At 68.7% G+C, this 25,594-nt stretch carries 23 protein-coding genes; 9 read left to right on the plus strand and 14 right to left on the minus strand.

The window, feature by feature from the left end; translation table 11 throughout:
* Positions 1-7 precede the first annotated feature (7 nt).
* Positions 8-2,572 carry a bifunctional lysylphosphatidylglycerol flippase/synthetase MprF gene (mprF, locus tag ABE472_RS08610; RefSeq protein WP_346466021.1) on the minus strand — a complete coding sequence of 855 codons (2,565 nt, stop codon included), beginning with the start codon at positions 2,570-2,572 and terminating at the stop codon, positions 8-10.
* Positions 2,573-2,765: 193 nt separating this feature from the next.
* On the opposite strand from mprF, the gene ABE472_RS08615 reads away from it, so the two are divergent.
* Complete coding sequence (locus tag ABE472_RS08615) at positions 2,766-3,113, plus strand: RidA family protein (protein ID WP_121038644.1); 348 nt, start codon at positions 2,766-2,768, stop codon at positions 3,111-3,113.
* A gap of 97 nt (positions 3,114-3,210) precedes the next feature.
* On the opposite strand, the gene rnfB is transcribed toward ABE472_RS08615, so the two are convergent.
* The 8 genes from rnfB to ABE472_RS08655 all read right to left on the minus strand — a co-directional run bounded on the left by rnfB (position 3,211) and on the right by ABE472_RS08655 (position 11,329).
* Positions 3,211-3,630 carry an Rnf electron transport complex subunit RnfB gene (gene rnfB, locus ABE472_RS08620; protein ID WP_313219047.1) on the minus strand — a complete coding sequence of 140 codons (420 nt, stop codon included), beginning with the start codon at positions 3,628-3,630 and terminating at the stop codon, positions 3,211-3,213.
* Between the two features lie 28 nt (positions 3,631-3,658).
* Positions 3,659-4,300, minus strand: a complete 642-nt coding sequence (locus ABE472_RS08625; protein WP_346466022.1) for an HAD family hydrolase — start codon at positions 4,298-4,300, stop codon at positions 3,659-3,661.
* A gap of 60 nt (positions 4,301-4,360) precedes the next feature.
* Complete coding sequence (gene metG / locus ABE472_RS08630; protein WP_346466023.1) at positions 4,361-6,439, minus strand: methionine--tRNA ligase; 2,079 nt, start codon at positions 6,437-6,439, stop codon at positions 4,361-4,363.
* A 98-nt stretch (positions 6,440-6,537) separates the two neighbouring features.
* Positions 6,538-6,981 carry a DUF2147 domain-containing protein gene (locus ABE472_RS08635; RefSeq protein ID WP_121038630.1) on the minus strand — a complete coding sequence of 148 codons (444 nt, stop codon included), beginning with the start codon at positions 6,979-6,981 and terminating at the stop codon, positions 6,538-6,540.
* Between the two features lie 101 nt (positions 6,982-7,082).
* Complete coding sequence (locus ABE472_RS08640; protein WP_313212532.1) at positions 7,083-7,502, minus strand: VOC family protein; 420 nt, start codon at positions 7,500-7,502, stop codon at positions 7,083-7,085.
* Positions 7,499-8,545, minus strand: coding sequence for a serine hydrolase domain-containing protein (locus tag ABE472_RS08645; protein ID WP_346466035.1), 1,047 nt, complete (start codon positions 8,543-8,545; stop codon positions 7,499-7,501). Before ABE472_RS08645 ends, ABE472_RS08640 begins: the two co-directional genes overlap by 4 nt.
* A 58-nt stretch (positions 8,546-8,603) precedes the next feature.
* Positions 8,604-10,520, minus strand: a complete 1,917-nt coding sequence (locus ABE472_RS08650) for a DUF885 family protein (RefSeq protein ID WP_346466024.1) — start codon at positions 10,518-10,520, stop codon at positions 8,604-8,606.
* A 131-nt stretch (positions 10,521-10,651) separates the two neighbouring features.
* The gene (locus tag ABE472_RS08655) at positions 10,652-11,329 is read right to left on the minus strand and encodes a DUF502 domain-containing protein (RefSeq protein ID WP_070425632.1); all 678 of its coding nucleotides are present in this window, start codon (positions 11,327-11,329) and stop codon (positions 10,652-10,654) included.
* 78 nt (positions 11,330-11,407) lie between these two features.
* On the opposite strand from ABE472_RS08655, the gene ABE472_RS08660 reads away from it, so the two are divergent.
* The gene (locus ABE472_RS08660) at positions 11,408-12,700 is read left to right on the plus strand and encodes a hypothetical protein (RefSeq protein WP_346466025.1); all 1,293 of its coding nucleotides are present in this window, start codon (positions 11,408-11,410) and stop codon (positions 12,698-12,700) included.
* A gap of 22 nt (positions 12,701-12,722) precedes the next feature.
* Here ABE472_RS08660 and ABE472_RS08665 read toward each other — a convergent pair whose 3' ends face one another.
* From ABE472_RS08665 to trxA, 5 genes are all read right to left on the minus strand, one after another.
* Positions 12,723-13,454: a hypothetical protein gene (locus tag ABE472_RS08665; protein WP_313212535.1), complete on the minus strand. Its 732-nt coding sequence runs from the start codon at positions 13,452-13,454 to the stop codon at positions 12,723-12,725.
* A 50-nt stretch (positions 13,455-13,504) separates the two neighbouring features.
* The gene (locus ABE472_RS08670; RefSeq protein ID WP_313212536.1) at positions 13,505-13,969 is read right to left on the minus strand and encodes a DUF4442 domain-containing protein; all 465 of its coding nucleotides are present in this window, start codon (positions 13,967-13,969) and stop codon (positions 13,505-13,507) included.
* 70 nt (positions 13,970-14,039) lie between these two features.
* A complete protein-coding gene (locus tag ABE472_RS08675) occupies positions 14,040-15,671 on the minus strand; it encodes a CHASE2 domain-containing protein (protein WP_346466026.1) in 1,632 nt (543 codons plus the stop codon).
* Entirely contained in the window at positions 15,668-17,290 is a 1,623-nt protein-coding gene (locus ABE472_RS08680) for a FecR domain-containing protein (protein WP_313219230.1), read from the minus strand. The genes ABE472_RS08675 and ABE472_RS08680 overlap by 4 nt, the downstream gene beginning before the upstream one ends.
* 250 nt (positions 17,291-17,540) lie before the next feature.
* Positions 17,541-18,404: a thioredoxin gene (trxA, locus tag ABE472_RS08685; RefSeq protein ID WP_313219037.1), complete on the minus strand. Its 864-nt coding sequence runs from the start codon at positions 18,402-18,404 to the stop codon at positions 17,541-17,543.
* A gap of 128 nt (positions 18,405-18,532) precedes the next feature.
* On the opposite strand from trxA, the gene ABE472_RS08690 reads away from it, so the two are divergent.
* From ABE472_RS08690 to rlmH, 7 genes are all read left to right on the plus strand, one after another.
* On the plus strand, positions 18,533-19,144 hold the full coding sequence (locus tag ABE472_RS08690; protein ID WP_313212539.1) for a DUF998 domain-containing protein: 612 nt from the start codon (positions 18,533-18,535) through the stop codon (positions 19,142-19,144).
* Between the two features lie 186 nt (positions 19,145-19,330).
* Entirely contained in the window at positions 19,331-21,979 is a 2,649-nt protein-coding gene (gene leuS, locus ABE472_RS08695; RefSeq protein ID WP_346466027.1) for a leucine--tRNA ligase, read from the plus strand.
* Positions 21,980-22,142: 163 nt separating this feature from the next.
* The gene (gene lptE / locus ABE472_RS08700; protein WP_346463012.1) at positions 22,143-22,778 is read left to right on the plus strand and encodes an LPS assembly lipoprotein LptE; all 636 of its coding nucleotides are present in this window, start codon (positions 22,143-22,145) and stop codon (positions 22,776-22,778) included.
* 31 nt (positions 22,779-22,809) lie between these two features.
* Positions 22,810-23,847 (plus strand): DNA polymerase III subunit delta, encoded by a 1,038-nt coding sequence (gene holA / locus ABE472_RS08705; protein ID WP_123730577.1) that lies wholly within the window; start codon positions 22,810-22,812, stop codon positions 23,845-23,847.
* Positions 23,848-23,851: 4 nt separating this feature from the next.
* Positions 23,852-24,517 (plus strand): nicotinate-nucleotide adenylyltransferase, encoded by a 666-nt coding sequence (nadD, locus tag ABE472_RS08710; RefSeq protein ID WP_346463011.1) that lies wholly within the window; start codon positions 23,852-23,854, stop codon positions 24,515-24,517.
* Positions 24,518-24,575: 58 nt separating this feature from the next.
* Positions 24,576-25,007: a ribosome silencing factor gene (rsfS, locus tag ABE472_RS08715; protein ID WP_121038588.1), complete on the plus strand. Its 432-nt coding sequence runs from the start codon at positions 24,576-24,578 to the stop codon at positions 25,005-25,007.
* A gap of 84 nt (positions 25,008-25,091) precedes the next feature.
* Positions 25,092-25,562: a 23S rRNA (pseudouridine(1915)-N(3))-methyltransferase RlmH gene (gene rlmH / locus ABE472_RS08720; RefSeq protein ID WP_346466028.1), complete on the plus strand. Its 471-nt coding sequence runs from the start codon at positions 25,092-25,094 to the stop codon at positions 25,560-25,562.
* Positions 25,563-25,594: the final 32 nt, after the last annotated feature.

Consider the following 25,594-nt stretch of genomic DNA (forward strand, 5'->3'; position numbering starts at 1 on the left):
CACAGGCTCAATCGTGCCGGCGCGGGTCCAGTGAGATCAGCCGGGTCGCATCGAGCAGGGCGGCGGGCAGGTGCACACCGCCCGGCGCGGCCAGATAACGTGCGCGCCAGACCGGGGCGAACTTCGACTTGAAACGACGCAGGCCGCTGAAGCCGTAGAAGCGTTCGCCATGCCGCGCGACCACGTTGGCGAAGCGGTTCCAGCGCCCGGCGAGGCGATGTTGGGCCAGCCCGGACAACGGTGCCATGCCCAGCGAGAACCGGTGGAAACCCTGCTCGCGGCCCCACAGGAACAGCTCGATGAACAGGAAATCCATCGTGCCTTTGGGCGCATCATCGACGTGCCGCATCAGGTCGACCGACAGCTCATTGCCCGCCGGCGCCTGCCACAGATTGGCGAAGGCCACGATGCGCCCTTCGGCTTCCACCAGGGCGACCGGAAAGCGTGACAGGTAGGCCGGATCGAAACTGCCCAGCGAAAAGCCCTTCTCATCGCCGGCCTTGTCATCCAGCCACTGCTGGGAGACCACCGATAGTGCCGGCAGCAGCGCGGGGACTTCCTCGGGCGGCGCAACCCGGAAGCTCAAGCCACCGCGCTTGCCGCGGTTCCAGGCCTGGCGCAGGTCCGCGCGATCGCGGCCCTCCAACGTGAACGCCTGCAGCGGCACCATCGCCTCTTCGCCAAGCTTGACCAGGGTCAGGCCCAGGTCGAGATAGGTCTGCCAGTGCGCCTCACCAACCTGGTAGAACACCGGGCGCAGGCCGAGCCGATCGGCTTCCTCACGGAAGCGCCAGATCAGCGCACGTACCACGTCGGGCGGGCCGACCGGATCGCCCATCGCGATCAACGAGCCGCCGTAGCGCTGCATCATCACGAAGCCTTGCTGCGCCTCGTCACGCAGCACCGCCTTGTCCGCGGTGAGCACGAGGCAGGCCTGGGTGTCTTCGGCCGCTGCCAGGATCGGCGCGAGCGCGTCCAGCGTGGACGCATCAGCGGCCGGCAACGGGCTGCGCGTGCTGTGCAGCAACCGCGCCAGGCCGAAGATGGTCAGCGCGATCGCCACCAGCAACAACGCACGCAATGCACGCGGCGCGTTGCCCTGCAGCGCGAACTGCCACCACAGCTCGTTCTGGTATTCCACGTGGCTGTAGACGAAGAACAGCAGCCAGATCACCGCGACCAGCACCAGCCCGAGGTTGCGGATCCACGGCCATGACCAGGCCTCGTCCAGCAACGCGCCCTGGCGATAGAACTCACGGCGCGAGGCCCACAGCGCGGCGGCCACCAGCAGCGCTGACAGCGCGATCAGCACCTGCCCACCGCGCAGCCAGATCGGCAAGGGCGAGAGCACACAGATGCCAAGCGCGAGCATCCACGCGGCGTGGCTGCGCCGCTGCAGGCCCTGGCCGATCAGCAGCAGCGCGACACCGGCCAGACTGCCAAGCAGGTGCGAGGTTTCCAGGATCGGCAGCGAGGCGGTGATCAGGTGCCGGCGCGGCGTCGGCAGGGTGCCATCGATCACCAGTGCCGCGCCGACGCTGAACACCGCCAGCGCGATGATCTGCGGCAGCCACGGGCGCAGCGCGGTCCAGCCGACCCGGGTGGCACCGGCACCGGCACGCAGCGGGCGGCGCAGCGCCGGCGCGACCGCCAGCACCGTCGCCAGCAGCAGCGGCAGCACGTAATAGGTCACGCGGTAGATCAGCGCCGCCGCCAGCACCGCAGCGGGTGCGACCTGCGGCAACAGCTTGAGCAGGCTCCACTCGAACACGCCCAGGCCGGCCGGCACGCTGGAGATCAGGCCGGCCAGCACCGCGACCAGATACAGCCCGACAAAACCGGGCAGGCCGGTTGGCGTATCCATCGGCAGCAGCACATAGAACGCCGCACTGGCCAGCACCAGTTCGACCACGCTCAGCGCAGTGACACCGAGCATGGTGCCGCGGTCGGGCAGCCACAGGGCGTGCCCGCGGATCTGGAAGCTGCGGCCTTCACGCCCCACCAGCAGCACCGTGCCGACATAGGCCAGCAGGCCGAGAACGCCGATGACCCGCACCGCCTGCACCGGGATCGGCAGCGCCAGCGCGGCAGCGCCGGGTTCAAGCAGGAAGGCCAACGCCAGCAGCAGCCACGCCCCGAACACGAAGCCCAGTGTGCTCATCAACACGACCTGGCCGATCTCGCCCAGGCTCAGCCCGGCACGGCCATAGCCACGCAGGCGCACAGCACCGCCGGTGAGGGCGGCAAAGCCCAGGGTCTGCCCCAGCGTATGCGCCAGGAACGCGGTGATGCCGACCCGCGCCGGATGCAGGCGCTTGCCGCTGCGGCGCAGACCGATCGCATCGAAGCCGATCAGGCAGGCATAGCTGGCCAGGCCAAGCAGCACGGTCAACGCGATCTGGCCGGCGCCCAGATGCCGGAACGCCTCGCGGATCGCGCGGTAGCCATGCTCATCGAATTCGTTGGCCAGCCCACGCAGGGCCAAGGCCAGGATCACCAGCGGGATGACGACGGTCGCGGCGCGACGCCAGGGGGCGCGGGCCGGCGTGGGAGCAGGGGCGGTGTCGGTCATCGGTACGGCGTGCTCCGGGGTGGGCGATGAAAGAGTCAACACAGGCGTGGCCGCCTGACCGGCAAATCGTGCGCCTGATGCCGGCGCTTGCCAAGCGGGTGCGCTGTGCGTGCTGTGGCTGCTTTGCGCACCGGGCCGGGCAGGCGCACGCCGCATCGGTGACAATGCGGTTTCATCCAGAGGAGTAATCGCCATGTTGGAACGTTTCGACGTTGGTCCGCGCATGTCCGAAATGACCGTGCACAACAAGGTCGCCTATCTGTCCGGGCAGATCCCCGAAGACACCAGCCAGGACATCACCGGCCAGACCCGTCAGGTGCTGGAAGAGATCGACAAGCTGCTGGCGCTGGTGGCCAGTGACAAGCAGCACATCCTGCGCGCGGAAATCTTCCTCGCCGACATCAACGATTTCGCCGGCATGAATGCCGCGTGGGATGAGTGGGTGGTGGCCGGCATGACCCCCGCCCGCGCCACGGTGGAAGCCAAGCTGGCGGATGCGAGCTGGAAAGTGGAGATCGTGGTGACGGCGGCATTGCCGTAAGCGCACCGCGGAACCGCTGGGCGCCATGGTGATCGACGCATCGCCGTGCGCCCAGACCCTGCCGCTACCGCGAGGCGCATGGCGCCCGGCGCGAGAGTCAGGGCGCGCGGACCAGCTCGATGCAGTCCACCGGGCACGGCGGGATGCACAGCTCGCAGCCCGTGCACAGATCGGCGATGACGGTGTGCATAAACTTGGCGCCGCCGACGATCGCATCGACCGGGCAGGCCTGGATGCACTTGGTGCAGCCGATGCAGTCGGCTTCGATCACCACCGCAACCTGCGGCGCCTTGTGTGCACCGCGCGTGCGGTCGAATGGCAGCGCCGGCACACCCAGGACGTTGGCCAGGGCGCGCGCGCCGGCATCACCGCCCGGCGGGCAGTGATCGATGCCCGCCTCGCCGCGTGCCATCGCCTCGGCATACGGGCGGCAGCCGTCGTAGCCGCACTGCCCACATTGGGTCTGTGGCAGGAGGCGGTCGAGGCGTTCGGTGAGGGTATCGATGGGGAGGCTCATGGCGTGGCGGTGGCTGCGCGGTGGGGCATCAGGCCCGGCTGTTCCGGGCCGGTGGGAGGGGCGCCGGTGGATTCCGACGCGGCGTCATGGGCTTGCCGCGATACCAGCGCTCGTGGGCGAGCGCGAGCATCGGGCGGTCTTCGCCGCTGTCGCCGTAGGCGTGGATGCGCAGGTAGCGCGCGAGGTCGTAACGCCGGCGGATGTGCTCCACCTTGTGCGGCGCGCAGTCGCCCTCGGCGTAGCGCCCGGTGAGGCGTCCGTCGCGGCTCTCCAACCGGTTGCAGATCAGGTCCAGCCCCATCGCCTCGCACCACGGGCGCAGGTACAGGTCCAGCGAGCCGGACACGATCACCACGGTGTGCTGTTGTTTGAGATGCCAGTGGATCTGCTCGAGCATCTCCGTCCGCATCACCCCGGGCAGCACATCGCGCGCGTAGCCGGCGGCCTGTGCGGTGATGTCCTCCAGATGGCGGTCGGTGAAGGTCAGGCGGGTGACGCGGGCGCGGATGCGTTGCGCGGAGATCAGCTTGAGGCGATAGGCCAGCAGCCACGGACCGACCTTCCACCACGCCTGCGCGAGCTGCTCCGGTGTGGCCACGCGGCGCAGGAAACGCCCGTAGGTATCGCAGGTGGTGACCGTGTGGTCGAAATCGAACAGCGCCAGTTCCAACCCACACCTCCAGGCAGACGAGCGTGGCAGGGCGACCCGATGGCCGCCCTGCCGCAGCGATCAGCGGACCGGCATGCCCGGCAACGCGGCGCTGTCGGCGTCCAGCAGGGCCAGTGCGCCGCCGTCGAAACCGGCCGACAGGATCATGCCTTCGCTCAGGCCGAAGCGCATCTTGCGCGGGGCCAGGTTGGCGATGAAGACCACGCTGCGGCCGACCAGCTGCGCCGGCTCGCCGTAGCTGGCGCGGATGCCGGAGAAGATCTGGCGCTTGCCCAGGTCACCGGCGTCGAGTTCGAAGCGCAGCAGCTTGTCCGAGCCTTCCACGAATTCGCAGACCAGCACCTTGCCGATGCGCAGATCCAGCTTGGCGAAGTCGTCGATGCCGATGTAGGCCGGTGCAGCCTCGCCATCGGCCGCCGCGACCGGCGCCGGTGCGGCAGCGGGCTTGGCCGGTTTGGCCGGGGCGGCGGGGGCCGGGGTGGCGGCCTGCAGGGTGTCCTTGGATGCGTCGGTCATGGCGTCGATTTTTTTCGGGTCGATACGGGTGAACAGGGGCGCGTACACCGCGATGGTGTGTGCGGCCAGCGGGGCGGCGATGTCGGTCCAGGCGTGCACGGGCGCGGCCAGGAAGGCCTCGGCCTGCGCGGCGGTGGCCGGCAGCACCGGCTTGAGTGCGGTGACCAGCACGCGGAACAGGTTCAGACCCTGGGTGCAGACCGATTGCAGCTGCGCGTCGGCGCCGTCCTGCTTGGCGATCACCCACGGCTTTTCATCGTCGATATAGCGGTTGGCTTCGTCGGCCAGCGCCATGGTCTGGCGCAGTGCACTGGCCGGATCGTTGCGCTCGTACGCCTCGCGGATCGGCGCCAGCGCGGCGACGAAACGGTCGTACTGGGCGGCATCGGGCAGCGTGGCGGCCAGGCGGCCCTCGAAGCGCTTGCTGATGAAGCCGGCGCAGCGGCTGGCCAGGTTGACGAACTTGCCGACCAGATCCGCGTTGACGCGCGCGATGAAATCGCCCAGGTTCAGGTCGAGGTCGTCCACGCCGCCGGAGGACTTGGCCGCGAAGTAATAGCGCAGCGCTTCCGGCTCCAGCCCGGCATCCAGGAAGGTGCGGGCCATCACGAAGGTGCCGCGCGACTTGGACATCTTGGCGCCATCGACGGTCAGGTAGCCGTTGACGTGCAGGCGGGTCGGGGCGCGGTGGCCGGTGCCGTGCAGCACCGCCGGCCAGAACAGGCCGTGGAAGTTCACGATGTCCTTGCCGATGAAGTGGTGCAGCTCGGTGCTGGTGCCGGCGCGCAGGTGCGCGTCGAAATCTTCGCCGGTCTTCGCGCACAGCGCCTGGAAGCTGGACAGATAGCCGATCGGCGCATCCAGCCACACGTAGAAGTACTTGCCCGGGTGACCCGGGATCTGGAAGCCGAAGTACGGCGCATCGCGCGAGATGTCCCACGCGCGCAGGCCACCCTCGGCATTGAGCCACTCACCCAGCTTAGCCTTCACGCCCGGCAGGGCGACGTCGCCGGCCAGCCACTCGCGCAGGAAGCCTTCGAAGCGGCCGACCTCGAAGAAGAAATGCTCCGAATCGCGGATTTCCGGCGTGGCGCCGGAGATCACCGATTTGGGATCCTTCAGGTCGGTTGGGCTGTAGGTGGCGCCGCAGACCTCGCAGTTGTCACCGTACTGATCCGGCGTGCCACAGTTCGGGCAGATGCCCTTGATGTAGCGGTCCGGCAGGAACATGCCCTTGGCCGGGTCGTAGAACTGGGCCACGGAGCGGCGCGCGATGTGCCCTTCGGCCTCGAGCTTGAGGTAGAAGGCTTCGGTCAGCGCCTTGTTGGCCGCCGAGTTGGTCGAGTCGTAATGATCGAACGCCACGCCGAACGCGGCGAAATCACGCTCGTGGCTGGCCTGGATGTTGGCGATGAAGGCCTCCGGGGTCACGCCGGCCTTCTCGGCCGCAAGCATGATCGGGGTGCCATGGGTGTCATCGGCGCAGACGAACCAGGTCTTGCCGCCGCTCATTCGACGCGCGCGCACCCAGATGTCAGCCTGGATGTAGCCGACCAGGTGGCCCAGGTGCAGCGGGCCGTTGGCGTAGGGCAGGGCGGTGGTGACGAGAGCGGTGCGGGTCATGATGAGCGCTGTTGCCAGGGGAACCGGGGATTATCGCACGCCAAAACGCAGTAACCCGGCCGAAGCCGGGTTACGGGGGGGCAAAAGCAGCGCCAGGCTTACTCGCGCACCCAGGTCTGGGCGCGGCAGATGAAGGCCACGCAGCCGGACACGTCGAGCTTGGCGCCGCCGGTCTGCAGCTTCATCTTGGACTTGTAGGTCTTGCCGTTGCCCGGATCCAGGATGGTGCCGCCGGACCAGGCGTTGGTGCCGTCGGCCTTGAGGTTCCACAGGATGGTCATGCCCTTGACCGGCTTGTTCTTGTTGGCGCCCTCGCAGCCGTCGCAGACCGGATTCGGGCCCTTGTCCGAGTGCAGGATGTCCACGACCTTGCCGGTCAGCGTGCCGTTGGTGGCCTGGGTGATCTCCACGATCGACTTCACCTTGCCGGTCTTGTCGTCGATGGTCTTCCAGCGGCCGACGGCGCCGTCGGCGGCGCTGGCCGACATCGCGGCCATCATCAGCGGCAGCGCCAGCAACAGGGTCTTGAAGGTCTTGCGCATGTTCCCCTCCCAGGGATGTCCGTGAACGCCGGCGCAGGCGGCCGGTACAAGGCCGACTGTATACCCATTCGCTCCGGTACGGAACGTGCCCGGCGCACGGTTCAGCCGGCGTCGGCCGGGATCTCGTACAGCTCCAGCGGCAGGTCGTCCGGGTCGGCGAAGAAGGTGAAGCGGCGGCCGGTGTATTCGTCCACCCGGATCGGTTCGCAGGCCACCCCGGCCGCGGTCAGGCGGGCGATCATGGGCTCCAGCGTGTGCACGCGGAAGGCCAAGTGGCGCAGGCCCTGCGCCTCGGGGCGGCTGGGCCGTGTGGGCGCGCCCGGGAACGAGAACAGCTCCAGCTGGCTGCCATCGGGCAGGGCCAGATCGAGCTTCCAGGAGTCGCGCGCCGCGCGATGGTTCTCGGCGATCACCTGCAGGCCGAGCACGCGAGTGTAGAAATCTCTGGAGCGGACGTAATCGGCGCAGATCAGGGCCACGTGGTGGATGCCGATCAGTGGGGAGGCGTCAGAAGCGTTCATTGCACGGTGTCCAGCCAGCGCCGGGCGATCTGCAGCGCCAGCGGATAGGGTTCGGGGGCGTTGCGGTTGCTGAGTACGATCACGGTGAGGCGCTGCGCCGGATAGCGCAGGATCACGTTGCGGAAGCCGATGCTCTCGCCGCTGTGCCACTGCGCGCCACCATTGAGCCGCCAGCCGAAACCGTAGAACGGCACGTCCGGCTCGGCGGTGGGAGTGGCAGGGGAGAACATCTGCTTCAACGATGTCGCCTTCAGCAGGCGCTGGTCATACAGCGCCGCATCCCAGCGCGCCAGGTCATCCAGTGAGGAATACACCCCACCATCGCCGAGCACCGCGCTGGTCGGGCTTTGGTCGGTACGCTGCCAGCGCCCGTCGCGCTCGCTGTACCCATAGGCGCGGCGCGCGATATCGTCCACGCCGTCCTGATGGGCCACGCTGTCGCGCATGCCCAGCGGCAGGAAAATCCGCTGGTGCAGGAAGGTCGCGAAATCGCTGCCGGAGGCCTTGCCGACCACCAGCGCCAGCAGCGCGTAGCCGCTGTTGCTGTAGCGGTAGGCCGTGCCGGGCGTGAAGTACGTCCGGTCCTGACCCTCCAGCAGATGCAGCACATCCGGGTCATGCACCTGCGCGGTCGCGTCGGCGGCCATCAGGTCTTCGTAGTCGAGCAGGCCGCTGGTGTGGCTGAGCAGCTGGCGCAGGGTGATGGCATCGGCGGTTGCGGGCAACGAGGGCAGCCAGCGCTTGAGTGGATCATCCAGGCTCAGCGCGCCGTCTTCGGCCAGCAACAGGATCGCCGCGGCGGTGAACTGCTTGCTGACCGAGGCCAGGCGGAAATTGGTCTGCGCGGTCACCGCGGTCCGGTCTTCCAGCACCGCCAGGCCGTAGCCGCGCCGGAACACCGGCTGGCCATCGTGCAGGACCAGCACCGCGGCGCCGGGAACCTGGCCGTCGTAGCGCTGCATCAGCGCATCGATGCCCGGATCCGGGGGCGTCAGCACCGGCGCTGCGATGACGGCGCCGCTACCGCTCCCGGCGATGCACATCGCGCTGATCCACACACGCAGATGCCGGACGATGTGCATGCTCGGTTTCCTTCAGGGCTCAGGGCGCGGGCGTGGCCGCGCCACTCTGGTTGGCGATCCAGCGGGCGATCTTGGCATCGAGGATGTCCAGCGGCATCGAACCATCGCGCAGCACTTCCTCATGGAAGCGACGTGCGTCGAAACGCGGCCCCAGTGCCGCCTTGGCCTTGTCGCGCAGCTCCATCATCTTCAGTTCGCCCAGGCCATTGGCCAGGGTCTGCCCGGGCAGGGCCATGAAGCGCTCCACTTCGGCGGTGGCATCGCTGGCGCTCATGTCCGCGGTCTTGACCAGATAGTCCACGGCCTGGCGCTTGCTCCAGCCCTGCGCGTGCACGCCGGTGTCGGCGGACATGCGCGCGGCACGGGTCAGCGCGGCCTGCAGATAGCCGATCCGCTCGTAGGGATCCTGGTAGACGCCCAGTTGCTCGCCCAGCGACTCGGCATACAGGCCCCAACCCTCCACGAAGGCGATATCGCCGCCCAGACGGCGGAAGCGTGGCAGCTTGTCCAGCTCCTGCTGCAGGCCCAGCTGCACGTGATGGCCGGGGATGCCCTCGTGCAGGAACTGCATCGGTGCGGACCAGCGGCGGCGGCTCGGCAGATCGCCGGTGTTGATGTACAGCACGCCCGGGCGCATCCCGTCCGGCAATGGTTGCTGGTAGCTCACCGCGCCGGCGGTGGCCGCGCGTTCGGGCTCGACCGCGCGGATCTCCATCGGGGCCTTGGGCAGCGTGCCGAGCAGCGTCGGCAGGCGGGCGTTGACCTGGCGCTGCAGCTGCTTGTAGCGGTTGAGCAGCGCATCGGCGTTGGCGTACTGGAAGTCGCGGTCGGTGCGCATGGTGCGCAGCAGTTTCTGCTGCGAGCCACGGATCTTGTTGTCTTTCATGATCGTGGCGATCTGCGCCTGCAGCGTGGCCACGCGTTGTTCGGCCAGGGCATGGATCTGTTCGGGCGTCAGCGTGGATGCGGTGCTCTGCACGATGGTCTGTGCATACCAGGCCTTGCCGCCGGGCAGGCCGGCCAGACCATCGGTGCTGCGCGCGGCCGGCAGGTACTCGGTTGCGATGAAGCCGCGCAGGGCGCGATAGGACGGCATGATGCGGAACTCGATCATGCGCTTGTATTCGGCCGTGATGCGCGCCTTGTCGGCCGCCGGGAAATCTTCGGGCAGGTTGCGCACCGGCGCCCAGAAGATGCTCTCTTCCGCGGTCGGCTTGATCACCGCATCCAGCTGCGGGAGTACTTTTTCCATCAGGTCACGCGGCTGCACCACACCGGCGGCCATGCCTTGGCGCATGTTGGCGATGGCCTGCTCGAACAGGGCCGGAATGCCCAGCGAGCGGCGCGACCAGCCATCATAGTCCTGCACCGTGTTGAACGGCTGCGCACCGGAGCCGGAGCCGAGAATGGCCATGATGCTGCCGAGGTTGTAGTACTGGCTCACCGGCAGCATCCAGCCAGGGAACTGCTCGGCGGCCAGCGACATGCGCGCGTCGCGAACGAAGATTTCGTAGCTGAGCAGATCCTGGCCGGTCAGGCCGTCCGGCCCGATCTTCTCGACCTTGCCCAGCCACTCCACGGTGAAGTCATGCGACTGCTGGCGGTAGGCGGCAGAGAGGATGTTGGGCAGCTGATCGTTGTGCCGGCTGTCGCCCTGGAAGGTGGCCTGCAGCGGATTGAGCCGCATCGAGGCATCCCAGTACTCATCGTAGATCCGGTCCAGCTGCGCGGCCTTGGTCTGCTGGCGCACCAGCGGCTGGCGGGTCGGGGCGGCGGCCGGGCGCGCACGCGGCTTGGCCTTGGGCTTGGCGGCGGGCCGGGACTGCGTCGCGGCGGGCCGGGTGGCCTTTTTCTTGGCAGCTTCGGCCGGAGCGGCAGCGCTGAAGGCCATCAGTACGGCGATGGCAAGCGCCAGGGCGCGGGCGGGGTGGGGCATCGGCTGTTTCCGTAAACGCACAGACACGGGAGCTTGCCCGATTCGCCTGCGTACGGCCAGCATCGGCCCCCGGTCAGGTTTGTCATGTACGGCGCCCAGTCAGCTGCGGCAGCATGCTGCTGCCGCGATGCTCAACGATCGCCGGCGCGGGTGAACGGCATGGTTTCCGGGGCGACCGCGCCGCCGGAGATGATGAAGCTCATCGCCTGGTCCACGGTCCAGTCGGTGGGCGTGAGCAGCTCCACCGGCACGATTTCCAGATAGCCCGAGGTCGGATTGGGGGTGGTGGGTACGTATACCGCGGCCAGCTCGCGGCCGCTGCCTTCTTCCTTCATCACCCGCGTCACCAGGCCAACCGACTTCATGTCGCGATGCGGGAAGTCGATCAGCACCACACGCTGCGTGCTGCCCGGTTCGGTCTGCAGCATGTCCAGCAGTTTCTTGGCGCTGTCGTAGATGATGCTGGCCAATGGAATGCGTTTGATCACCGCACCGAACCAGCGCAGCAGGCGCTGGCCGATCACGCGGCGGCTGAGTACGCCCACCGAGAGAATCACCAGCAGCGTGGCGGCCAGGGCGATGATGTCCTGCATCCACTCGACCTTGATCCAGCCCAGGTAATGCGGGAACGAGGCGGCGATCTGCTCGGAAAGCGGCACCACCAGCGGGCTGGAAATGCCCGAGAGCAGCACGAACACGAATTTGACCACCACCCAGGTCAGCCAGATCGGCAGCAGGGTCAGCAGGCCGGTGAGGAACAGGCGCTGCAGGGAGGGACGCGGAACGAGTTGGGGAGCTTCGGGCGACATCTGCGCATTGTAGCGGTGGCGATGCCCGGTTTACGCTGCCCATCCCCGCAGGACGCGGGGTCTGGGGAGAATGCAGTGGTGAGGAATGGACTGAAATGGGTGGGCATCTCGATCCTGAGCCTGGTGCTGGCCGTGGCGGGGCTCTGGGCGGCCTCGCGCTTCTGGCCGCTGCCGGCCGAGCAGCGTGAGGCGATGCGGCTGCTGCAGGCGCCGCTGCCCCGGCCCGGTGAGAACGGCTTCAGTGCGTTGTGGACCCTGCGCTACGACGGCCTGGATGCCCGCGGGCGCGAGGCCCTGATGGCACAGGATGTCGAGCGCTGGCGAAACGGCACGCCTGGCCAGCGGCCGGTAGCGTCCAGCGCGGAAGGGCGGTTCCCTGCGGTCCCGCTGCCGGCGCTGGCGCGTTGTGGCGGCCGGGGTGTCGGTTGTCTTGCAGCGGTGCGTGCGGACCCCGAGGGGTTCGCCGCCACGCATGCCGGCCACGATGCGCTTCACCAGCGCGTGGCCGCGCTGGCCGGCTACGGTCATTTCGTCTCCCCGTTCGAGCCGTTCGGGACCGACCCGATAGTGCCGCTGCCCGTCTTTCAGCCGGTGCTCGATCCGCTCTCAGCCCACGCACTTGCGCATGTGCGGGGCGACAGTGGCACCGCACTTGCCGGTGCCTGCGCGGACATCCTCAGTGGTCGGGCGATGACGGGGCAGGGCGATACGCTGATCACCAGCATGATCGGCGCGGCGATGGTGGAGAGCAACGCGCGGCTGCTGGCGGACATGCTGGTTGAACTGCCCGCCGACGCTGCACTGCCTGCAGTCTGCGCGGCGGCACTGGCGCCGATGACGGCCGGCCAGCAGAGCCTGTGCACGGCGATGCGCGGTGAGTTCGCGTTGGCTGGGGCGGGCGTGCGGCCGTCCACTGGGAACCCGGACGGCCATCGCCTGTTGCTGGATGTGCCGCGCACTCTGGCGCGCATGGCGCCCCGCTATGCGTGGGCGTGCGCCGCCAGTGCAGAACTGGTGGCAGCGCGCGACGCGCCCACGCCCATTCCCGGGCCCGCGCAGGATCGCTTTGCCTGCATCGCCAATCCACTGGGCTGTGCCGTGGCCAACATCGGCGGGCCGGACATGCGGCAGTATGCCGGCCGGCCGCAGGACGCCGCGGCGATGCTGCGCCTGGTCGCCGCGCAGCGCTGGCTGCGGCAGCAGCCCACGACGTCGTCGGAGACGCTGAAGCGCTTGCCCGAGGCGCTGCGTTCGCCCACCCGCACGCCGGTGCTCAGCGACGATGGCCAGTGGCTGCAGGTGGAGCGGCGCGTGGTGATGGACGAGGCCGGGCCGACGCTGCAGGTGCCGATGCGCGCGCCCGCACGATAAGGGGCGTGCGGCGACGCGGTGCTTACCGATCCTGCGCCGGGGCGAAGGGGTCGAAGTCGCTGCCATCACCCACCGTCTCCAGCGTCCAGCGGCGTGGCGAGGTGAGGGTCTCCCAGCGCACGGTGTCCTGGTCCGATTCGATGCTGCCTTCGGCATGGCGCACGCGGCGGGTCGAGTAATTGATGCTCAGGCTTTCGGTCTGACCGGAGTTGCGCATCATCGAGTCGCGGTCATAGCCGATCAATGCGAAGGCACCGTTCTGCCAGCGGAAGGTGTAGCTGGCAGAACCGGTGGACCAGCTGCCAGCGTTGGAGAAGAAGAACAGCGTGGTGCGCAGTGTGCCGCCCACGATCGAGACGCCGTCGCCGTCTTCAAACACATCCGACAGGTTCGGCGCCTCGTGACGGGTGATCAGCGTGTGGTTCTGCGCAGCGAGCGTGTAGCCGGCCGGCGTGGCCCAGGCGATGGCGAGCATGCGTGGATTGCTGTCCAGCGGGCTGATGCCGAAGCCATCGTGTTCGACGATGTTGCGCGCGTCCTGCTGGCGCAGCACCAGAACGAGATCATCGCGCCTGTCGCCGTTGAGATCGCCACGCAGCTGCTGATCGATGCGCCAGCCGGACGGCACGAAGCCCTCGGCTTTGGCCGCGTGAGCCGGCAGGACCGGATAGTCGACCGGCGGGATCCGCAGCTCCTGTGCGGCGGCGGGCAGGACGACGAACAGCAATGGGGTCAGCAGCAGGCGCAGGCGCATGGTCTTCCGTGGCGTGAATCCGGCGCGCGAGCATAGCAGCGCGCCAAGTCTCACCCTGCGCGCTGGCGCGCCTCGGGCTTGAGACGCAGGTACACCTGCTTGCGCACGCGGGCGATGACCTCGCCGTTCGCATCGACAATGTCATTGCTGAACCAGTGCAGGTACTTTTCCCCGCTGGCCGTGGCGGCACGCAGTTGATCCAGCAGCGCCTCGTCCAGCCGGAACTCGGCAACCACCGTCCCGCGGCCCGGCTTGAGGAATTCGATCTCCCCCGCACGGTCCCAGACGTAGTAATCGCGCCCCAGGTTCTGCATCACGGTGAGCATCCAGAACGGATCGGTCATCGCGAACAGGCTGCCACCGAAGTGGGTACCCACGTAGTTGCGGTTCCACGGGCGCATGCGCAGTTCGACGCGCACATGGCGATAATCCGGACTGACCGTTGTCACGTGGATGCCAGTGAACAGGAACGGCGGCCACAGGTTGAGGCCAAGGCGGAAGACGGAGGCCTTCATTCGGAGTGCATCTCAGTGCTGAGGGTGACGGGAGTCTACCATTCGCCTGCGTATGGGTGCCGTGGGCGTATCAGCCCAGCCCGCCATCATCGACCGCATACCCATTCCGTCCGGCGGCCTTGGCCTGGTACAGCGCGGCATCGGCGCCTTCGAAGAAGTGCCGCGGCTCGGTGCCGGGCGTCGGCACCCGGGTGAACACGCCGACGGTGACCGTGATGTGCGTGGTCGTGCCGCGGCCGGCGGGAATTTCCAGCGCCTGCGCCCGTGCGACCAGGTCCTGCACCACCTGCACTGCGCCTTCCGGCGTGGTGTCGGGCAGGATCAGCGCGAACTCGTCGCCGCCAAAGCGCGCGGCCATGTCGCGCGGCCGGCGCGCGTGCGCCCGGATCTCCTGCGCGATCCGGCGCAGCACGGTGTCACCGGCCTGGTGACCAAAATCGTCGTTGTGGCGCTTGAAGTGATCCACGTCGATCAACACCAGGCTCAGCGGCCGTCCGCTGCGGCGGCCGGCATCGTGCTCGGCCTGCAGGGTCTGCTCGAAGCGCAGCCGGTTGCCCAGCCCGGTGAGTGCATCGCTGTTGGCCTGGCGGCGCCAGGCGCTGACCCGCCACAGCGTCCAGGACAGGATCACCGCCAGCATGCCGATCAAGGCGGCGGCCGGCGCGAACCACAGGTTGCCGGCGCGCAGCAGCACGAAGCTCGACAGCAGCGTCAACGGCAGGGCGAGCACGCCGCTCAGCCACGCCCGCGGCAGGGTCAACAACAGGCAGCACACGGCCACCAGCAGCCCGGAGAGGGCGCTCTGCCATGCCGACGGCAAGGGATGGATCACCTTGTCGGCGAGCAGCATCGAGGCGACGTTGGCCTGGTACTCGCTGCCACTCATCCAGCGCTCGCGGGTGGTCGGGGTCAGCAGGCGCGTCGCGATGCCGCTGGCGGTCATGCCGACCAGCACCAGGCGGCCGCGCAGCAGCGCCGGATCGACCTCGCCGTTGAGCACATCGGCGTAGGAGACCTGCGGGAAGCGTTCGGGCGGACCGGCGTAGCGTAGGCGCACGTAGTGGTCGCGGCGCCACTGGTACGGCGACACCAGGTCCGGCTGATCATCGTGCAGCCCGGGCAGCGGGCCGTGCGTGCCCGCCAGCGCCAAGCCAAGCGCCGGCCAGTGCGGTGAGCCGATGCCGGCAGTGAGGTACAGGCCGCGGGCGACGCCATCGCCGTCCACTTCGATGTCGCTGTGACCCAGGCTCGCCGCGTTGGCGGCGATCAGCGGAATCGGCAGCAGCTCTTCGGCCATGCGCGGGCCACTGGCGGGCGCGGCCAGCACCGGCAGCACCACTTGCCCGTTGCGCCGGATCGCCGCGGCCAGTTCGGCATCCTGGGTACTGTCCTGGCGGTCCGGTTCGGACACCATCAGGTCCAGCACGACGCGCGCGGCGCGGGCGTCGGTCAGCCGGTCCAGCAGGCGCGCGTGGGTACCGCGCGGCCACGGCCACTGGCCCAGCTGCTGCAGGCTGTTGTCGTCGATGGCCACGATCAGCAGGCGCGCATCGGGCGTGTATTCCCAGCCGCCGACGTAGGCGTCGTAGACCACCTCATCCTGTTTCCAGAACCACTGCCAGTGACTGGCCACGACCGCCAGCGCGCCGACCAGTGCGGCCAGCGCGATGCGTTGCGGCCAGGGCAGGTGCAGGGGCGTCACAGCAGCAGCCACAACAACAGCGCACCGCCCCCGGTGGCGTAACAGGTCCGGCACGGCAGGTCGATCTGCTGGGCCGGCGAGAAGGGACCGGCGTAACCGTCCTCATCGATGTACTGCACGCGCACGTGCAGCGTGCCGCGCCAGGGGCGCTTGATCGAGACCGCCGGCTGGGCCAGTTCCTGATCGAGCAGCGGGGCACGGAAGTCGCCACGACGGTCCAGCTGCACGCGATAGCGCTGGCCGGGTTCGCCGGCCTGCCAGCGCAGCGTCAGCTGGCCGTTGGCGGCCTCGGGCGGCTGCAGCGCCGGGTCGACCGGTTCGTCGGTGATGGTCAGCGGCAGCGGCTGCCCGAAACGCCCGCGGTCGCCGTTGCGATCCACCGATGCCACGCGCCACACATACTCGCCCGGGGGGAGGTCCAGGACGGGACGCAGGTGGGTGGCGCGGGTGTCCTGTTCGAGCAGGAGAGGGAGGAACTGCGGATCGCGGGCGATCTGCAGCACCGTGCGCTCGGCCCCGGCCACCCGGGTCCATTCGAAGCGCGGCCGCGCGCTGTTGAGGGTCTGGCCATGCAGCGGCCGCACGGTCAGCGGCGCGACCGGCTGGTCACGCACCTGGAACGCCTGCTCGGCATCCAGCCCTTCGACCTGTTCGGCGCTGACCGCGCGGACCAGCAGGCGCAGCTCGCCCGGCGGCAGATCGGGCAGGGTGAGTGCGGTGGTATCGGTATCGCGCGCGAACAGCAGGACCTCCGGCTGGTCGGCGCGCACGACCTCGACCCGGTACCCGGCAGCCTCTGGCACCGGCTGCCAGGCCAGCGCCGCGGGCAGGGTGGCCAGCCGCTGCGGCTCGCTGGACAACACAGGCGCGGGCAGCAGCGCCTCCAGGCCGGCGGGGCGTGCATCGAGCGAGGGACTGCGAGTGGCCTGGCCGCGGCTGACCAGGCGCTGGCCGCGGCGGTTGCCGACCTGCACGCGGCCCTCCAGTACTTCGGTGGCCGCGCCCCGGCCATCCTGGCCGGCGCTGACCCGGAACACGGTGCCGCGTACGCTGCTGGTCGCCGTCGGCGCATCGATGATGTAACGCGAGGCCGGGCCGTTGGCCGGGGTCACCCGGTTGCTGGCGCGCCCCTGTTCCAGGCGCAGGCGGGTATCGACCATGCCGGTGCGGCCGTAGCGGGAGAGCTGGTCGAAGCGCAGGCGCGAACGCTCGCGCAGCTGCAGCCGCGAATCATCGGCAAAGACCACGGTGACGCTGGCATCCTCGCCGGTGACCAGTTCCTGCCCGATCCGCAGCAGGTCGCCTTCGATGACCTCGCGAAGGGGCTGGCCGTCGGCCTGGCTCTGCACCGGGCCACGTACGGCCAGTACCCGCGCCGGGGCGGGCTGCACCTGCAGCCAGGCGACGGGGAAACGCAGCTGGCTGCCGGGCGGCAGACGGTAGGGATCGGCGATGCCGTTGTGCGACTGCAACTGCTCCCAGGCGATGGACGGCTTCAGGTAGCGGGCACTGAGGTCCCAGATCGTGTCGCCGGGGCGGACCCGGTAGGTCCAGTCCTGCGCCAGGACCGGCGCGGCAGACAGCATCATGGCGGCCAGCACCAACAGGCGGGCGGCCATCGGGAAGCGGAGGAATCGGGTCAATCTCACGGTCATTCACGGCCCTGCAAGGCGGGGCGCAGCCAAGTAGGCCGCCATGGCCCAGACCTCATCCTCCCCGATGGATCGCAGCCTCCAGTGGCCGCGGCGGCATTATTGCCCGGGAGTCGTGCAGGGTTTCTGAACGTGACTCACGTCACACATCGAAGTTGCCGGTCTGTATGGACGGCTTCGTTGGGCCAGCGCCCCGAAAGGCGCTGGCCGGGGCCGATCAGAACAGCAGCGAGGCCATCCGGCGGCGGTACTGGCCGACCAGGTCTTCATCCTCGATCACCTTGAAGGCATCGATCAGCAGCTTGCGCGGGCGGCCGTCGTCGTAGCTGCGGTCGCGGCGCAGCATGTCCAGGAACTGCTCCAGCGCGGCAGCATCCTGCCCGGACAGCAGCAACTGCACGCCGCGCAGGTGGCGTGCCTGCAGATCGTCGCCATTGGCCGCGATGCGCGCCTCCAGCACCTCGGGAGCCGGGGCGTCCTGCAGGGCGCTGGCGAAGTCCAGGCGGGCGCGGGCGCGCACGGCGCGGTCATCGGTGGAGAGGTTGGCCGGCAGCGCGTCGATCAGGGCAGTGGCCTCGGCGGTGGCCCCGGTCTGCAGCAGGGCCAGGGCCAGGTCGAGCTTGAGCTCTTCCTTGTCCGGTTCGGCGGCAATCGCCGCACGCAGCACATCCACCTGGGCCTGCGGATCGAGCGGCGGCGCTTCGACGGTTTCCGCTTCGTCCGGGGCCGCTTCAAGCGGGACCACGCCGTGCTGGGTCAGGAACTCGCGCAGCTGGCCTTCCGGCACGGCGCCGGGGAAACCGTCCACGATCTGTCCGCCCTTGACCAGGAACACGGTCGGCACCGAGCGGATCTGGAACGCCGCGGCGATCTGCTGCTCCTTGTCGACATCGACCTTGGCCAGCTCGAAGGCGCCGTGGTATTCGCCGGCCAGCTTTTCCAGCATCGGGCCCAGGGTCTTGCAGGGGCCGCACCAGGTGGCCCAGAAATCGACCAGCACGGGGGTCTGCAGGGATTTCTGCAGCACCTCGGTCTCGAAGGTCTCGGTGGTGGCGTCAAAGACGTGGGGCAGATCGCTCATGGTTTCAAATCAACGGGAAACTGGAGAGGAAGTGTATGGTGCCGCCCGCGGCCGGACGCAACCCCACCGGGCGGATTCGCGTTGGAACAGCGACAATGCGGGCCTTCAGACGCAGCCGGGTGAGCAGCATGCAGGGAATCCAACGTTGGGAAGGTGGGCTCGGCATTGCCGCCGCCGTGTTGTTCGTGGGCGCGGTGCTGGGCTTCGGCGCGGCCCTGCCGCTGTTCGATCCGGTCGGCCATCCGGTCGCGCTGCTCGGGGCGATGGACGTGCCGCATGCGCGGGCGTTCAACATTCTCGGTTTCGCGCTGCCCGGCCTGCTCGCCAGCCTCGTCGCGCTGCGCCTGCTGCTGCGGGTGCCGCGCACCGCGCCGTGGTCGATGCGGGTCGGTGCGCAGTTGCTGATGCTGGCCGGGGTCGGCTTCACCGCGATGGGCGTGCTGCCGTTGGATACCCGCGATCTGGAGAACCCGGCCAGCCAGTACCACGCCAGTGCCTGGATGGTGTGGGTGCTGGCCTTCGTGCCGGGCGCGGTGATGTCCGGGATCGGCGCGCTGCGGCTGCCGGCATGGCGTGCCGTGGGCGGCCTGCACCTGGCCTGCGGGGTGGGCGTGCTGCTTGCCGCGTTCGCGCTGCAGGCCCTGCTGCCGGCCCCGATGGCCCAGCGCGTGGCCTTCGGGGTATGGCTGGTCTGGCTGGTGGCGGTGCTGCCGTTGGCCCCCTCCACGCGTCGCGCCTGAGCACAGCCGCCGCCGTTGCTGCGCCCCGGCCCGCGCCGTGGCGCGCGGCGCGGGCTGACGTATTTCACCAATCCCCAGTCAATTCAATGAGATGACAGGTTTGGTCGCGACGGTGGGCCGCGTCGATTGGAGCCCTTTGCCGCACTGCGGTACCCTGTGCCGCTTTGCCGCCGCACTAGCGTTTTTATGACCAGCGTCGAACCCAACGTTTACGATCCGCAGCAGGTTGAATCCGCCGCCCAGCAGTACTGGGATGCCACCCGTGCCTTCGAGGTCACCGAGACTTCGGAGAAGCCGAAGTTCTACTGCCTCTCGATGCTGCCGTATCCGTCCGGTGCGCTGCACATGGGCCACGTGCGCAACTACACCATCGGTGACGTGATCAGCCGCTACAAGCGGATGACCGGCCACAACGTGCTGCAGCCGATGGGGTGGGATGCCTTCGGCCTGCCGGCCGAGAACGCGGCGATCAAGAACAAGACCGCGCCGGCCAAGTGGACCTACGCCAACATCGAGCACATGCGGGGCCAGTTCAAGGCCATGGGCTATGCGATCGACTGGTCGCGCGAGTTCGCCACCTGCACGCCCGAGTACTACGTGCACGAGCAGCGCATGTTCACCCGCCTGATGCGCAAGGGCCTGGCCTACCGCCGCAACGCGGTGGTGAACTGGGACCCGATCGATCAGACCGTGCTGGCCAACGAGCAGGTCATCGACGGCCGCGGCTGGCGGTCCGGCGCGCTGGTGGAAAAGCGTGAGATCCCGCAGTGGTTCCTGCGCATCACCGATTACGCCCAGGAACTGCTGGACGGCCTGGATGAACTGCCGGGCTGGCCCGATTCGGTCAAGACCATGCAGCGCAACTGGATCGGCCGCTCGGAAGGGCTGGAGATCCAGTTCGACGTGCGTGACGCCGACGGCAGCACGCTGGACCCGCTGCGCGTGTTCACCACCCGTCCGGACACCGTGATGGGCGTGACCTTCGTGTCGATCGCCGGCGAACACCCGCTGGCCCAGCACGCGGCCAAGTCCAACCCGGCACTGGCCGCGCTGCTGGCCGAGATGAAACAGGGCGGCGTCTCTGAAGCCGAACTGGAGACCCAGGAAAAGCGCGGCATGGATACCGGCCTGCGCGCCATCCATCCGGTCACCGGCGCCCAGGTGCCGGTGTGGGTCGCCAACTTCGTGCTGATGGGCTACGGCACCGGCGCGGTGATGGCCGTCCCCGGCCATGATCAGCGCGATAATGAATTCGCCAACAAGTACGGCCTGCCGATCCGCCAGGTCATCGCGTTGAAGTCGCTGCGCAAGGAAGAAAGCGCGTACGACGCCACGCGCTGGCAGGACTGGTACGGCGACAAGACGCGCGAGACCGAGCTGGTCAACTCCGAAGAGTTCGACGGGCTGGATTTCCAGGGCGCCTTCGAGGCACTGGCCGAGCGTTTCGAGCGCAAGGCCCAGGGCCAGCGCCGTGTGAACTACCGTCTGCGCGACTGGGGCGTGAGCCGCCAGCGCTACTGGGGCTGCCCGATCCCGGTGATCTACTGCCCCAAGTGCGGCGCCTTGCCGGTGCCGGAAGAGCAGCTGCCGGTCGTCCTGCCGGAGAACGTCAACTTCGTCGGCACCGGTTCGCCGATCAAGGCCGATCCGGAATGGCGCAAGACCACCTGCCCCGACTGCGGCGGCGCGGCCGAGCGCGAGACCGACACCTTCGATACCTTCATGGAATCGAGCTGGTACTACGCGCGTTACACCTCGCCGGGTGCCCGTGACGCGGTCGACAAGCGCGGCAACTACTGGCTGCCGGTGGACCAGTACATCGGCGGTATCGAGCACGCGATCCTGCACCTGATGTACTTCCGTTTCTTCCACAAGCTGCTGCGTGATGCGCGCATGGTGGACAGCAACGAGCCGGCGCAGAACCTGCTGTGCCAGGGCATGGTGATCGCCGAAACCTACTATCGCCCGAACCCGGACGGCTCCAAGGACTGGATCAACCCGGCCGATGTGGATGTGCAGCGTGACGAGCGCGGCCGCATCGTCGGGGCGACCCTGATCGCCGACGGCCAGCCGGTGGTGATCGGCGGCACCGAGAAGATGTCCAAGTCCAAGAACAACGGCGTGGACCCGCAGGTGATGGTGGGCAAGTACGGCGCCGACACCGTGCGCCTGTTCTCGATGTTCGCCGCGCCGCCGGAACAATCGCTGGAGTGGAACGAAGCCGGCGTGGATGGCATGGCCCGTTTCCTGCGCCGCTTGTGGGCCCAGGTGCAGAAGCATGCCGCTGATGGCGCCGCCCCGGCGCTGCACGTGGTCGCGCTGAACGCCGAGCAGAAGGCGCTGCGCCGCAAGACCCATGAAACCATCGGCAAGGTCGGCGACGACTACGGTCGCCGCCACAGCTTCAACACCGCGATCGCCGCGGTGATGGAGTTGATGAACGCGCTGGCCAAGTTCGATGACGTCAGCGAGCAGGGCCGTGCGGTGCGCCAGGAAGCGCTGCGCGCCACCGTGCTGCTGCTCAACCCGATCACGCCGCATGCCAGTCATGCGCTGTGGCAGGTGCTGGGCCACGCCGAGGAACTGCTGGAAGACCAGGCGTTCCCGGAGGCCGATCCGGCGGCGCTGGTGCGCGATGCGGTGACGCTGGCGGTGCAGGTCAACGGCAAACTGCGCGGCACCATCGACGTCGCTGCCGATGCGCCGCGTGATCAGATCGAAGCCCTGGGCCTGGCCGAGCCGAACGCGGCCAAGTTCCTGGAAGGGCTGACCGTGCGCAAGATCATCATCGTGCCGGGCAAGATCGTGAACATCGTGGCGGCCCCGCAGGGCTGATCCTGTCGTGCCACCGGGGGCCTTGCGCGCCCGGTGGCACCGATCTCCATGGGCCGATGGCGGGCACGCCCCGTGGGCCGTCCGGTATCAAGTCCTGTTCACGCGGCATCCGGCACGATCACTGCTTGTTGCCGCGACCGCCCGGCTCCTACAGACTGTATCCATGACCCGATTCCTGCTAGCCCTTGTCCTGACCGCAACCCTTGCCGGGTGCGGCTTCCATCTGCGCAACAAGTTGATGCTGCCGGCCGATACGGCTGCGGTGCAGGTGGTCTCCACCGCGCCCTACAGCGAACTGGTCAAGTTGCTGCGCCGTGGCCTGCAGGCCTCCGGGGCGCAGCTGGCCGATCCGGACAGCACGGGCCCGGCGTCGCAGCTGCAGGTGTTGTCCGAGCGTTGGGGCGATCTGCCGATCGCGATCGATGCCCAGGGCCGTGCCCAGGAGTACAGCCTGCGCTATGCGGTGATCTTCATCTTCCGCCGCGAAGACGGCAGCGAGCTGGTGCCGCAGCAGGTGATCGAACTCTCGCGCGATTACGTGTCGCCGCCGACCGACGCCACCGGTACCACGACCGAACGCGAAATCCTCGCCGACGAACTGCGCCGTGAGATGTCTGCGTCGATCATGCGCCGTATCGACAGCGTGGTCCGCGCCGAACTGGAGCATGGCCGCGCCCCGGCCAAGCCCGGTACGACCCCGGTGGAAACGCCGGTTGAGATCCCGGCGGCGACCCCGGCAAGCCCGACCTCGACGACCCCGACGCCGGCGGTCCCCGCCGTCGTCCCGCAGGGGCGCTGAGCCCGGTCCGCCTGCGGATCGGCCTGCCCGGATGGAACTGCGCCCCGAACAGCTTGCCAGCCAACCGGCCAGCCAGCCGTTGGCCCCGGTCTACCTGATCGCCGGTCCGGAAACGCTGCGCGTGCTGGAAGCGGCCGATGCGGTGCGGGCGCGGGCACGCGCCGATGGCGTCAACGAGCGTGAAGTCTTCGATGCCGATGGCCGTGACTTCGACTGGCACCAGCTCGATGCCAGCTTCAACGCGCCCAGCCTGTTCAGTGCACGTCGCCTGATGGAACTGCGCCTGCCCAGTGGCAAGCCGGGCAAGGAAGGCGCCGAAGTGATCAGTCAGTTCTGTGCCAACCCGGCGCCGGACGTGATCCTGCTGATCACCTGCAATGAATGGAGCAAGGCGCACCAGACCAAGTGGGCCGATGCCGTTGGCCGCGCCGGGGTGATCTCGGTAGCCTGGGCGATCAAGCCGCACGAGCTGACCGAATGGATCGAACGCCGGCTGCGTGGCAAGGGCCTGCGCGCCGACCCGCAGGCCGTGCAGCGCCTGGCCGAACGGGTGGAAGGCAATCTGCTGGCCGCCGCCCAGGAGATCGACAAGCTGGCGCTGCTGGCCGACGGCCAGACCCTGGATGTGGACACCATGGAATCGCTGGTGGCCGATGCCGCCCGTTATGACGTGTTCCGTCTGGTCGAGGCGACCTTCTCGGGCCAGCCTGCGGCCGTGCTGCGCATGATCGCCGGCCTGCGTGCCGAAGGTGAAGCGGTGGCGGCGCTGACGCCGATCGTGATCCGCGAGCTGCTCTCCACCGCCGGTCTGGCGCGGGTACAGGCGCGGGGCGGCAACCTGGCCGCGGAGATGAAAAGCCGCGGCATCTGGGAATCGCGGCAGGCGCCGTTCAAGCGCGCGCTGCAGCGCCATCCCGAGGTCAAGCGCTGGGAGCGCTTCGTGGCCGAGGCCGGGCTGGTGGACCGCATTGCCAAGGGGCGCGCTGACGGCGATGCCTGGCTGGCGCTGGAACGGCTTCTGATCGCCGTGTCCGAAGCCCGCGCCGTGCGCCTGCTCGCCCGGGCCTGAGCCCATGGGGCTGCGCATCTATTACGGCGGGACCTTCGATCCCGTCCATCTGGGCCATCTGGCCATTGCCCGCGCCGCACGCGACCAGTTGCAGGTCGCCGTCCGCCTGCTGCCCGCCGCCGATCCACCGCACCGTGCCGCCCCCGGCGCCGATGCCGCGCAGCGCCTGGCCATGCTGGCCCTGGCCATCGGCGATGAGCCCGGCCTGCTGCTGGACCGGCGCGAGCTGGACCGGGCCGAGCGCCAGCCCGGTGTGCCGTCCTATACCGTCGATACCCTGCGCGAGCTGCGCGCCGAGCTGGGCCCGCGCCAGCCGATCGCCTGGCTGGTCGGTGCCGACAGCCTGTTGGCCCTGCCCAGCTGGCACGAATGGGAGGCGCTGTTCGAGCTGGCGCATTTCATCGTCGCCGATCGCCCCGGCAGTCCCCTGGCCGCCGCTTGCGACCCGGTGCTGGCGCAGGCCCTGGAAGGGCGCTGGGCCAGTCACGAGCGTGAGCTGTTCAGCGCGCCGGCCGGGCGCCTGATGCGCCTGCAGGCCCCATTGCGCGAGGAATCGGCCACCGCGGTGCGCGCGCAGATCGCCGCCGCCGGGCCTTGGCAGCCACTGCTGCCTGAGGCTGTCGCGGGCTACATCATCGACCACCGCCTGTACGGCGCGACACCGTCGTGAATACGCGCGGGCGCGCCGCCCCGTATAATCGGCCCCACATTTATCGAGTTGACCCGCTTTGAGCAACCAAGCCCAGCCCCAGACCATCAAGGTCCAACTGCCCAATCCGGCGCCCTCCGTTCTGCAGCTGCTCGAGTGCGTGCGCGGGGCCACCGAAGAACTGAAGGCCAAGGATCTCGTTGAGATCGACGTCATCGGCCGCTCCAGCGTCGCCGATTACATGGTGATCGCGTCGGGCACCTCCAGCCGTCACGTCAAGTCGATCGCCGACGAAGTGGTGAAGTTCGCCAAGAAGCTGGGCGTGATGCCGCTGGGTGTGGAAGGCGAGCGCGAAGCCGAGTGGGTGCTGGTCGACCTGGGCGACGTGATCGTTCACGTGATGCTGCCGCGCGTGCGTGAGTTCTACGCGCTCGAGCGCCTGTGGACCGTGGGCGACCAGCCGCCGATCGAACTGCTCGACGATGCGGACGACGACTACGACGCGCGCTGATCGCAGCGTGCCCGGTCACGACAACGGCGCCGATGGCGCCGTTGTCTTTTGCGGCGCCGCCTGTGGTGGCTGCGGAGGACAGACATGAAAGCCAGGCTGATCGCCACCGGTGAGCGCGCGCCCTCCTGGGTTGCGCAGGGCTTTGCCGAGTACCAGAAGCGGCTCTCGCACTGGTTGCCGTTCGAGCTGGTCGAGATCGAGCCCGGCCTGCGCGGCAAAGGCCGCGATGCGCGCCGCGCGACCGATGACGAAGGCAAGCGCGTGATCGCCGCATTGCCGAAAAATGCGTATGTGGTCGCGCTGGATGTGCCCGGACGCCAGCTCAGTTCCGAACAGCTGGCGCAGCGCCTGGAACATTGGCGCAGGCAGGGCAGGGACCTGGCCTTCCTGATCGGTGGGCCGGAAGGGCATTCGGCCGAGGTGTCGGCGATGGCCGACGAGAAATGGTCGATCGGCCCGCTGACCCTGCCGCATATGCTGGTGCGCCTGGTGGTGGCCGAGCAGCTGTACCGCGCCGCGGCGATGCTGGCCAACCATCCGTATCACCGCGCGTGAAATAGTTGTCGCCAGACGGGTTACATCTCGCG

This window comes from Stenotrophomonas sp. TWI809 (assembly GCF_039673205.1).
In the GTDB taxonomy this organism is placed as follows: Bacteria; Pseudomonadota; Gammaproteobacteria; order Xanthomonadales; family Xanthomonadaceae; genus Stenotrophomonas.

Excerpts from the sequence above, each read along its gene's own strand:
- mprF (WP_346466021.1), bottom strand. The coding sequence starts at position 2,572 with ATGACCGACACCGCCCCTGCTCCCACGCCGGCCCGCGCCCCCTGGCGT.
- ABE472_RS08615 (WP_121038644.1), top strand. The coding sequence starts at position 2,766 with ATGTTGGAACGTTTCGACGTTGGTCCGCGCATGTCCGAAATGACCGTG.
- rnfB (WP_313219047.1), bottom strand. The coding sequence starts at position 3,630 with ATGAGCCTCCCCATCGATACCCTCACCGAACGCCTCGACCGCCTCCTG.
- metG (WP_346466023.1), bottom strand. The coding sequence starts at position 6,439 with ATGACCCGCACCGCTCTCGTCACCACCGCCCTGCCCTACGCCAACGGC.
- ABE472_RS08635 (WP_121038630.1), bottom strand. The coding sequence starts at position 6,981 with ATGCGCAAGACCTTCAAGACCCTGTTGCTGGCGCTGCCGCTGATGATG.
- ABE472_RS08640 (WP_313212532.1), bottom strand. The coding sequence starts at position 7,502 with ATGAACGCTTCTGACGCCTCCCCACTGATCGGCATCCACCACGTGGCC.
- ABE472_RS08645 (WP_346466035.1), bottom strand. The coding sequence starts at position 8,545 with ATGTGCATCGCCGGGAGCGGTAGCGGCGCCGTCATCGCAGCGCCGGTG.
- ABE472_RS08650 (WP_346466024.1), bottom strand. The coding sequence starts at position 10,520 with ATGCCCCACCCCGCCCGCGCCCTGGCGCTTGCCATCGCCGTACTGATG.
- ABE472_RS08655 (WP_070425632.1), bottom strand. The coding sequence starts at position 11,329 with ATGTCGCCCGAAGCTCCCCAACTCGTTCCGCGTCCCTCCCTGCAGCGC.
- ABE472_RS08665 (WP_313212535.1), bottom strand. The coding sequence starts at position 13,454 with ATGCGCCTGCGCCTGCTGCTGACCCCATTGCTGTTCGTCGTCCTGCCC.
- ABE472_RS08670 (WP_313212536.1), bottom strand. The coding sequence starts at position 13,969 with ATGAAGGCCTCCGTCTTCCGCCTTGGCCTCAACCTGTGGCCGCCGTTC.
- ABE472_RS08680 (WP_313219230.1), bottom strand. The coding sequence starts at position 17,290 with ATGGCCGCCCGCCTGTTGGTGCTGGCCGCCATGATGCTGTCTGCCGCG.
- trxA (WP_313219037.1), bottom strand. The coding sequence starts at position 18,404 with ATGAGCGATCTGCCCCACGTCTTTGACGCCACCACCGAGACCTTCGAG.
- ABE472_RS08690 (WP_313212539.1), top strand. The coding sequence starts at position 18,533 with ATGCAGGGAATCCAACGTTGGGAAGGTGGGCTCGGCATTGCCGCCGCC.
- leuS (WP_346466027.1), top strand. The coding sequence starts at position 19,331 with ATGACCAGCGTCGAACCCAACGTTTACGATCCGCAGCAGGTTGAATCC.
- lptE (WP_346463012.1), top strand. The coding sequence starts at position 22,143 with ATGACCCGATTCCTGCTAGCCCTTGTCCTGACCGCAACCCTTGCCGGG.
- holA (WP_123730577.1), top strand. The coding sequence starts at position 22,810 with ATGGAACTGCGCCCCGAACAGCTTGCCAGCCAACCGGCCAGCCAGCCG.
- nadD (WP_346463011.1), top strand. The coding sequence starts at position 23,852 with ATGGGGCTGCGCATCTATTACGGCGGGACCTTCGATCCCGTCCATCTG.
- rlmH (WP_346466028.1), top strand. The coding sequence starts at position 25,092 with ATGAAAGCCAGGCTGATCGCCACCGGTGAGCGCGCGCCCTCCTGGGTT.